We start from the raw sequence: 4443 nt of genomic DNA, 5'->3' as shown, positions 1-4443 counted from the left end.
GAAAACATGTGAGGGAATGCTGTCAGGCGTAGTTGGGTAGCCACCACTTTCGTACTGAAAAAGCTTCAAGTGCTGATCATCTTTAAGTAGTCGTGCCAGCCGAGCACACTTCAACATAACTGCGTCGAGGGTAATCTCGCGGAGTTCGATATTTTGCAGAATTTCGTCTGAAAGTGCAGCGGCTACAGCTTTTGAATCTGCCATTTTACTCCGCCGCCTGAACCCCACCACCAGCAAACATATCCGGCTCGCTCGCCGCATCGACAAGCGTCTCACCCTCGTCGCCATCATTCGCCGACTTCGCCTTCTGGCGCTTGTCGAAGCTGGACCAGACGGTGTTCCAGTCGCCCTTGGTGGCGCCCTTCGAATATTCGGTCGCGCGGGTTTCGAAGAAGTTGGCGTGCTCCACGCCGTTGAGCAAAGGCGTGAGCCAGGGGAGCGGGTGGTCTTCGATCATGTAGACCGAGGGCAGGCCGAGCTGGCCGAGCCGCCAATCGGCGATGTAGCGGATGTAGCGCTTGATTTCCTTGGCGCTCATCCCGGGGACCGGGCCTTGTTCGAAGGCGAGGTCGATGAAGGCATCTTCCAGCCGCACGGTCTTCTGGCAGCAATCGATGATGTCTTCCTTGACCGACTTGGTCAGGCAGCCGCGTTCGTGGACGAAGGTGTGGAACAGCTTGGTGATGCCTTCGCAGTGCAGCGATTCATCGCGCACCGACCAGGTGACGATCTGGCCCATGCCCTTCATCTTGTTGAAGCGCGGGAAGTTCATAAGCATGGCGAAGGAGGCGAACAGCTGCAGCCCTTCGGTGAAGCCGCCGAACATGGCGAGGGTGCGGGCGATATCCTCGTCCGTGTCCACCCCGAAGGTGTGCAGGTAATCGTGCTTGGCCTTCAGTTCCTCATATTCAAGGAACATGCCGTATTCGCTTTCGGGCATGCCGATGGTGTCAAGCAGGTGCGAATAGGCGGCGATGTGCACCGTTTCCATGTTGCTGAAGGCGGCGAGCATCATCTTGATCTCGGTCGGCTTGAACACGCGGGCGTATTTCTCGTGGTAGCAGTCCTGCACCTCGACGTCCGCCTGGGTGAAGAAGCGGAAGATCTGGGTGAGCAGGTTGCGTTCATGCTCGGAAATGTTCTGCGCCCAGTCACGGCAATCCTCGCCCAAGGGCACTTCTTCCGGCATCCAGTGGATCTGCTGCTGGCGCTTCCAGAAGTCATAGGCCCAGGGATATTCGAAGGGCTTGTAGGTCTTGCGGGCTTCGAGAAGGGGCATGGGATCGGACCTTGAGAACAGAGAGGGAATCAGTGGGCCACATGAAGCGCGCGGCCAAGCGCTGCATAGTATCAAATCCGGCGATTCCCGCCATCGAAATGTGCTACGGGTTCCTGCGGGATTTGGCGATTATCCACAATATGTTGTGTTGGCGCCGGTGAAGGGGCGCGGCGCGGTGCAGAGGGCGGCGCGGGGCGCTCACCCCGTCTGTCGCAGGCGGGAAACGGATTGGCTCTGGCGGCGTGTGGCAGCGGAACTTTTGCGGCCAGCTCCGGGTTGAGGGAACGTTCGCCGGGCACAATCCGGCGATGAACCCGATGGAGAGAGACCATGACCGACCAGACCCAGCGCCCCCAACAATCGAGCCAGACTTCGATGCAGAACCAGTCGCAGGATGCCGCCGCTACGGGCCAGCAGCCGGACGGCACCTTTGGCCAGCGCCAGGACTCGGCGCAGGGCGGCTATGGCTCGGGCCAGCAGCAGCAGTTCGAGGCCGGAGACGCCGGCCAGTTCCGCGATCAGCTGCGCGAACAGATGGACGTGGTTGATGCCAATGGCGACCACTGCGGCACGATCGATTCGATTGATGGCGACCGCATCAAGCTGACGCGTAACGATTCGACCGACGGCCAGCACCACTATGTCGAAATGGGCCAGGTGGCCGGGATTGAAGGCGGCCAGGTGCGGCTCAATTCGACCAGTCAGGCCGGTGACGCCGATTCCAACGCCGCCGATAACTTTAACGGCTGACCTTCCAAGCAAACAGTCGTCACTCCTGCCGAACCGCGCCTGAGGCGGTGACCGGCGGAGCGGAACGTCCCTTCCTAGCTGGAAGGGGCGTTTCTGCGTGTGGATCAGACCGTGCGGCCTGCGCCGACGGGATGGGCGGGCAGCGTGACTACGGCATATCGCGCCGGCTCCGCCCCATCGTTGCGCCAGGCGTGAATCACGCCGCGATCGGTGACGAGGTCCCCGGCACTCAGGCGCACTTCTCCGGTTTCCAGTTCGAGCGTCACTTCGCCCGCCATCATCACGACGTAGTCAATGGTGTCGGTGGCGTGGGTGCTCGATCGCTCACCGGGGGCGAGGTCGATGACGAAGAAATTGCTGCCGCCGCCGTGGAACAGGTCATAGGAGAACGCGCCCGGCGCGGCATCCTCGCGGCCGGAATTGTCGGCGGGGATTGCGGCGGTCCGCCAGACATAACCGCCGCCCTCGAAAGCGCGCACTGGCCCGTCGATCACCACTCCGGAGCGCCCCGCCCCGTCCAACCCGGTGACGACGCGCCGGACCAGTGGGAGCGTCAAACCGTGCGGCCCTTGCCCACCGGGTGCGCCGGCATCATGACGATGGCGGCGCGGGCGGGCTGGCCGGTGTCATTGCGCCAGCAGTGGATGATGCCGCGATCGACCAGCATGTCGCCGGCGCGCAGGGTAACTTCGCCCGTCTCGGTCATGAACACGATCTCGCCCGAGAGCATGGCGACGCATTCCACCGTATCGGTGGCGTGCCAGAATTCGCCCATCTCGGCCGGATATTCCATCACCATGAAGCTGGCGCCGCCGGCGTGCATCTGGTCGAACGAGAACACCGGAAACGGCGCATCGGCGGGCAGGGCATTGTCGATGGGGAGCGCAGGCGCGCTCCACACCATGGCCGCGCCGCCGGCTGAATGGGCCAGCGGCTCGTCGATCAGGATCGCCGACTTGCCGTCTTCGCCCAGCCCGGTGAGGATGCGCCGGCCGGTCACTTCCAGAACCAGCCGGGCTTGAGATCACGGTCCTTACGGTTGCGCCACATCTGGATGTAGAGCCACAGGCCGGAAAAGCTGAAGAAGATCATGGCGAGGCCCGACAGCGAGGCGATGATCGTACCGAGCGGGCCAAAGGTTTCACCCGAATGCAGGTGATGGATCAGCCCGACGTTGAGGCCGCTGGTCTGCGGCTTCTTGGGGCGGCACGTCATGGTTTCGGGGCACTTGAAACCGGCCGGAATAGCCGCCTTCTGCGCCGCAGCTTCCGCCGCCTCGTCCTTGGTGCCGAACTGTTCCTGCCAGATGGGAACCTGGCTGAGCACGCCAGTGACCGCGATCCACAAAAGGAAGACGCCGAAGAAGACCGAAAGCCAGCGATGCCATTTGCGCATTGAATGTGATTCCCTGTTATTTGCGAATGATTCGCAATAAGCCGGTGTCGGCCGCGTTCGCAAGGGGGCGTGTTGTCACAAAGTGTGTCAGCGGCCTTCCGGACCCTGCAGGCGGCGAGACTCGGTCACCGGCAGGCCTGCCTCGGTGGGCACATAGATCAGTTGGGCCTTGGTATCCTCAAGCGCCTGAATCTGCAGGTAGCGCAGGTAGCCTTCTGGCCCGCCGAGCGAATCCTGCAGGATCTTGTTCGCCTTGGCCGCGCCCTCCGCCCGGATCACCTCGGCCTCTGCGAGGCTGATCGCGCTTTCCTTCTTGGCGCGCGCTTCAAGGATGGCGACCTGCCGCGAGCTTTGCGCCTCCGCCAGCGCGGCTTCGCCCGCCAAGCGCTGCGAATAAACGCGGTACTGCGGATAGCCGAACATCCAGCCGAGCACAGCTAGGACCATCAATGCGAGGCCCACGCCGAGACAGCCCGGCTTTACTTCGGTCGAAGACGTGAAAGCCACGTGTTTCCCTCCCCTTCAGGCAGCCGTGTCGCGCCTCACTGGCAGGCCAAACACTCCTCGTAGTCGGTCGGGACCGCGCTGAGTTCGATCTTCGGCGCATCGGCGGTATTGTCCGCCTCCACCCCGCCGGCGAAGCCCGCGCGCTGCACGGACTTCGAGCGCAGGTAGTAAAGCGACTTGATGCCCTTTTCCCATGCCTGGAAGTGCAGCATCATCAGGTCCCACTTGTCGACATCGGCGGGGATGTAGAGGTTCAGGCTCTGCGCCTGATCGATGTAGGGCGTGCGGTCTGCCGCGAATTCGAGCAGCCAGCGCTGGTCGATCTCGAAGGAGGTCTTGTAGACGGCCTTTTCCTCAGGTGAGAGGAAATCGAGGTGCTGGACCGACCCGGCGTTTTCGAGGATCGAATTCCACACATTGTTGGAATCCTTCGACTTCGCCTGGAACAGCTTCTCAAGAAACGGGTTCTTGACGACGAACGAACCCGACAGCGTCTTGTGGGTATAGATGTT

General features: G+C 62.2%; 7 protein-coding genes and 1 pseudogene. 1 reads left to right on the top strand and 7 read right to left on the bottom strand.

Going from position 1 to position 4443, the window contains the following annotated elements:
* Both RMO89_RS19655 and RMO89_RS19650 read right to left on the bottom strand, forming a co-directional pair.
* The coding region (locus RMO89_RS19655) for a hypothetical protein (protein WP_310535306.1) at positions 1 to 204 on the bottom strand (204 nt) is incomplete at its 3' end.
* A 1-nt stretch (position 205) separates the two neighbouring features.
* The gene (locus tag RMO89_RS19650) at positions 206 to 1279 is read right to left on the bottom strand and encodes a ribonucleotide-diphosphate reductase subunit beta (protein WP_310535305.1); all 1074 of its coding nucleotides are present in this window, start codon (positions 1277 to 1279) and stop codon (positions 206 to 208) included.
* A 330-nt stretch (positions 1280 to 1609) separates the two neighbouring features.
* Between RMO89_RS19650 and RMO89_RS19645 the strand changes: the two genes are divergently transcribed.
* On the top strand, positions 1610 to 2029 hold the full coding sequence (locus RMO89_RS19645) for a DUF2171 domain-containing protein (protein ID WP_310535304.1): 420 nt from the start codon (positions 1610 to 1612) through the stop codon (positions 2027 to 2029).
* A 104-nt stretch (positions 2030 to 2133) separates the two neighbouring features.
* Here the strand turns inward: RMO89_RS19645 and RMO89_RS19640 are convergent, their stop codons facing one another.
* The 5 genes and pseudogenes from RMO89_RS19640 to RMO89_RS19620 form a co-directional block, all read right to left on the bottom strand.
* Positions 2134 to 2586 carry a cupin domain-containing protein gene (locus RMO89_RS19640; RefSeq protein ID WP_310535303.1) on the bottom strand — a complete coding sequence of 151 codons (453 nt, stop codon included), beginning with the start codon at positions 2584 to 2586 and terminating at the stop codon, positions 2134 to 2136.
* Positions 2583 to 3029 carry a cupin domain-containing protein gene (locus RMO89_RS19635; protein WP_310535302.1) on the bottom strand — a complete coding sequence of 149 codons (447 nt, stop codon included), beginning with the start codon at positions 3027 to 3029 and terminating at the stop codon, positions 2583 to 2585. Before RMO89_RS19635 ends, RMO89_RS19640 begins: the two co-directional genes overlap by 4 nt.
* Positions 3026 to 3487: a PepSY-associated TM helix domain-containing protein gene (locus RMO89_RS19630; RefSeq protein ID WP_409035586.1), complete on the bottom strand. Its 462-nt coding sequence runs from the start codon at positions 3485 to 3487 to the stop codon at positions 3026 to 3028. The genes RMO89_RS19635 and RMO89_RS19630 overlap by 4 nt, the downstream gene beginning before the upstream one ends.
* Positions 3488 to 3511: 24 nt before the next feature.
* Positions 3512 to 3931 carry a membrane protease subunit gene (locus tag RMO89_RS19625; RefSeq protein ID WP_310535299.1) on the bottom strand — a complete coding sequence of 140 codons (420 nt, stop codon included), beginning with the start codon at positions 3929 to 3931 and terminating at the stop codon, positions 3512 to 3514.
* 35 nt (positions 3932 to 3966) lie between these two features.
* Positions 3967 to 4443 (bottom strand): annotated as a pseudogene (locus RMO89_RS19620) (ribonucleotide-diphosphate reductase subunit alpha); the annotation flags it as partial.

The sequence above is a fragment of the Novosphingobium sp. genome (assembly GCF_031424035.1).
In the GTDB taxonomy this organism is placed as follows: Bacteria; Pseudomonadota; Alphaproteobacteria; order Sphingomonadales; family Sphingomonadaceae; genus Novosphingobium.
Note: the sequence above shows the minus strand (reverse complement) of the source record. Positions and strands in the feature narration are given on the sequence as shown.